The 3,772-nt window shown below is 63.4% G+C and carries 4 protein-coding genes and 1 pseudogene; 4 read left to right on the top strand and 1 reads right to left on the bottom strand.

The window, feature by feature from the left end:
- Positions 1-226 precede the first annotated feature (226 nt).
- The 3 genes and pseudogenes from icd (at position 227) to BN903_RS14345 (ending at position 2,879) form a co-directional block, all read left to right on the top strand.
- Complete coding sequence (gene icd / locus BN903_RS14355) at positions 227-1,489, top strand: isocitrate dehydrogenase (NADP(+)) (protein WP_048078375.1); 1,263 nt, start codon at positions 227-229, stop codon at positions 1,487-1,489.
- Positions 1,490-2,085: 596 nt separating this feature from the next.
- Positions 2,086-2,592 (top strand): hypothetical protein, encoded by a 507-nt coding sequence (locus BN903_RS17020; RefSeq protein WP_195155826.1) that lies wholly within the window; start codon positions 2,086-2,088, stop codon positions 2,590-2,592.
- Between the two features lie 91 nt (positions 2,593-2,683).
- Positions 2,684-2,879: pseudogene (locus BN903_RS14345) on the top strand (cold-shock protein).
- A 112-nt stretch (positions 2,880-2,991) separates the two neighbouring features.
- On the opposite strand, the gene BN903_RS14340 reads toward BN903_RS14345, so the two are convergent.
- The gene (locus tag BN903_RS14340) at positions 2,992-3,405 is read right to left on the bottom strand and encodes an Lrp/AsnC family transcriptional regulator (protein WP_048078374.1); all 414 of its coding nucleotides are present in this window, start codon (positions 3,403-3,405) and stop codon (positions 2,992-2,994) included.
- Between the two features lie 96 nt (positions 3,406-3,501).
- Between BN903_RS14340 and BN903_RS14335 the strand changes: the two genes are divergently transcribed.
- A partial coding sequence (locus tag BN903_RS14335) for a carbamoyl-phosphate synthase domain-containing protein (protein ID WP_048078373.1) occupies positions 3,502-3,772 on the top strand: 271 nt, incomplete at its 3' end.

Raw genomic sequence — 3,772 nt, 5'->3', positions numbered from 1 at the left:
CGGCCGCCGCTACCGCTGGCGGTCGATGTTCGATGTCGCGGTCGAGTCGGTCTGAGGTGCCGTGGTCGAGCCGGTCTGACGCGTCGCGGTTGAGCCGGTCTGCGGCCGGGACGGCCCTGCCGGAGGCGGACGGCCACCGGGGCCCGAAACCGGCAAACGCTGCGAGCGCGACGCTCACGCCGAAAACGGCAGGCACTTTAGGGGGCCACAAGAATCCACGCCCGTTATGAGCTACGACAAAGTCGATGTCCCCGAAGACGGCGAGGCCATCACGCTTGCCGACGAGGAGACCGGCGAGCTGAACGTTCCCGAGAACCCGATCATCCCGATCATTCACGGCGACGGGATCGGCACCGACGTCGGGCCGGCCGCACAGCAGGTACTCGACGCCGCCGCCGAGGCGACGGGTCGTTCCATCGCGTGGATGCGCGTCTACGCCGGCGGCAGCGCCCGTGAGATGTACGACGAGAACCTCCCCGAGGACACCGTCTCGGCCATCCGCGACCACCGCGTCGCGATCAAGGGCCCGCTGACGACGCCCGTCGGGGCCGGCTTCCGCTCGCTGAACGTCGCGCTCCGCAAGACGCTCGACCTCTACGCGAACGTCCGCCCGACCTACTACATCGACGGCGTCCCGTCGCCCGTTAAGAACCCGGAGGAGATGGACATGGTCACCTTCCGGGAGAACACCGAGGACGTCTACGCCGGCATCGAGTGGGAGGCCGGCACCGACGGCTCCGAGAAGGTACGCGACTTCCTCGAACAGGACATGGACGTCCCGGACGTCATCCACGACGGCCCGGTCGGCATCGGCGTCAAGCCCATCTCCGAGTTCGGCTCGAAGCGCCTCATCCGCGAGGCGATCGACTACGCGCTCGCCAACGACCGCGACTCCGTCACGCTCGTCCACAAGGGGAACATCATGAAGTTCACCGAGGGCGCGTTCCGCGACTGGGGCTACGAGGTCGCCGAGGAGGAGTACGGCGAGGACGTGATCACCGAAGACCAGCTCTGGGAGGAGCACGACGGCGAGCGGCCCGAGGACAGCTTAGTCGTCAAGGACCGCATCGCGGACAACATGCTCCAGCAGCTGCTGACCCGCACCGACGAGTACTCCGTCATCGCGACGATGAACCTCAACGGCGACTACATGTCCGACGCCGCCGGCGCGCAGATCGGCGGCCTCGGCATCGCGCCCGGCATCAACCGCGGCCACGGTCGCTGTCTCGCCGAGCCGGTCCACGGCTCCGCGCCCAAGTACGCCGGCGAGGACAAGGTGAACCCCACCGCGATGATCCTCTCGGGCCGCGAGATGCTCGATTACCTCGGCTGGTCCGACGCCGCCGACCTCGTGCGCGAGGCCGTCGAGGAGACCATCGCCTCCAAGCGGGTCACCTACGACCTCCACCGCCAGATCGAGGGCGGCGAGAAGCTCGCCACCTCGGAGTTCGCGGACGCCGTCGTCGAGCAGATCGAGGAGCTCGCGTAAGCGAGCGCCGAGCGCCCGAATCGCTTCGCCGGCTCCATTGAAATCCTCTTTTTCAGATGTGCTATCGTGTGAAACAGCGGGTCGGTGTAGCGTGCGAATCGAATCCTATTCATGAGTGAAGCGATGAAACGTTCTCCCCCGGATACTTCAACGGGAGCGACCAACCGTCCGGCATGACGTGCCCTCCACGTGATAGCACTCGACGGCAAGTTCTTCGGGTGATCGGTGGTATCGGCATTACGGCCACCGCCGGCTGTCTCGCGCCGTTTTCACGGTCGGACTCCTGTTCGGACTCGAACGAGGGTGGCCTTTCACTGGACGAAGCGACGGCGACCGGAATCGCCAACGAGTGTAGTACACCTCTCGACGGGTTGCCTCACGCGTCGCAAGTCGCCGTTACCGACGCACTCGATTCGGAACGCGGTGAATCTACTTCCCGGAGATACTACGCTCCGGACCCCCGGAAGGACTTCGTAGTCACGGGGCCTGAAGCACGCTATTTCCGTATCAACACGACCGATCACGACGGAACACAGACGACCGGTTACGAATACTCGGTCGAGATCGATGTCGATGAATCTGCGCTCTCAGACGGGGTGACAGTTCGTCCGTTTACCGAACTACCTGCTCACGATCGTGAGTCACTCCACAGCGCAATAGGGAATTCAGGGCTCCTTCACGCACCACATTACACGTCGTTCTCAGTCGTGTTTGCGTACGAACAGACCGGTGTACGGGACCGATCCGTGTTCATCCCGGGTGGTGCCACGCACTATTTGGAATGGGACGAGACGTTGCTCCGATTGACCTTCGAGCAGCAACTGACGGTGAAGATCACGAGCACGACCGTCTCGACTGAACTCGTTGCGAGGTCACCGGATGAATTCAAGGAATACATCGGAGACAATCGGGGGGTCGTTCTCGACTCCCTGACGAGCCAACAGCAGGATATCGTGGCCCGAGCGATCGACGGAACGTACACCGAGTGTAAACCGTATTCGGAGCCGTTCAACGCTCTCCGCGAACAACTCTCGATACCAGACCATATCGCCGTGTTACTTGTTCACTACGACGGCGGCTGGTACTTCGGTCATCTGTATTGACCGCCACACTCGTCCGCGGTTCCACGCGAGGTGCCGTGCCACCACGACCCTCGGAAAGGTTATGCCCCCACAGAGTGAACGTATGTTTGTAATGGCGAACGGAAAAGTTGACTTCTTCAACAACACTGGCGGCTACGGTTTCATCTCGACTGACGACTCTGACGACGACGTGTTCTTCCACATGGAAGATGTCGGCGGCCCGGACCTCGAGGAGGGACAGGACATCGACTTCGACATCGAGCAGGCCCCAAAAGGGCCCCCGTGCGATGAACGTCGTCCGCAACTAACGCGAGGTTCAACGTCGCCGCACGGCGACGACCGACGACTCGTTTCTTTCGGAACCACTCTGCCCCGACGAGCGACGCGTCAGTTTTGATGGGGTCCCGTCGCTGTCGACTGCTATCCCAGCCGCTCGTCGAGGATGAGCCGCGTCTTCGTCGACTTGACCTCGTCCATCTCGCGGGCCTGCGTGATCAGTTCGTTGACCGCGCGCGTGTCGACCGCGTCGACGACGAGGACGATGTCCTCCTCGCCGGAGACCTGCCAGACGAAGTCGACCTCCTCCCAGTCGACCATCCGCTGGCCGACTTCGTCCGTGTTGACGTTCATCTCCACCGAGATCTCGATCATCGCCTTCACGTTGCCGGTGCGGGTCGTGACGGTGAACCGCTCGATCACGCCCTCGTCGGTCATCCGGTCGACGCGGTTGCGCACGGTCCCCTCGGAGGTCCCGACTCGGTCCGCGATCTCCGTGTACGGGGTCCGCGCGTCCCGTCGCAGGATCGAGAGGATCCGTCGGTCGAGGTCGTCCATACCGGTCCGTCTCTCCCCGTCGCCTTACCCGTTACGAATATCGTAACGAAACTTCGAACGACGCATTTATTACCCTTTACGCGTACGTTTCTCGTAATGTCGGACGCCTACATCGCGCTGGCCGACGGACGCGTGCTCGAAGCGCGCGCCCGTGCGCCGGGGCGTACTCGCGGCGAACTGGTGTTCACGACCGCGTACACCGGCTATGAGGAGTCGCTCACCGACCCCTCCTACGCCGAACAGATCCTCACCTTCTCGTACCCCTTGATCGGGAACTACGGCGTCCGAAGCGAACGGTTCGAGTCCGACTCGGTCCAGCCCCGCGCGGCGGTCGCGCGGGAGCTGACCGACGACGTCGCCGACTGGC

It is taken from the genome of Halorubrum sp. AJ67, assembly GCF_000513435.1.
Note: the sequence above shows the minus strand (reverse complement) of the source record. Positions and strands in the feature narration are given on the sequence as shown.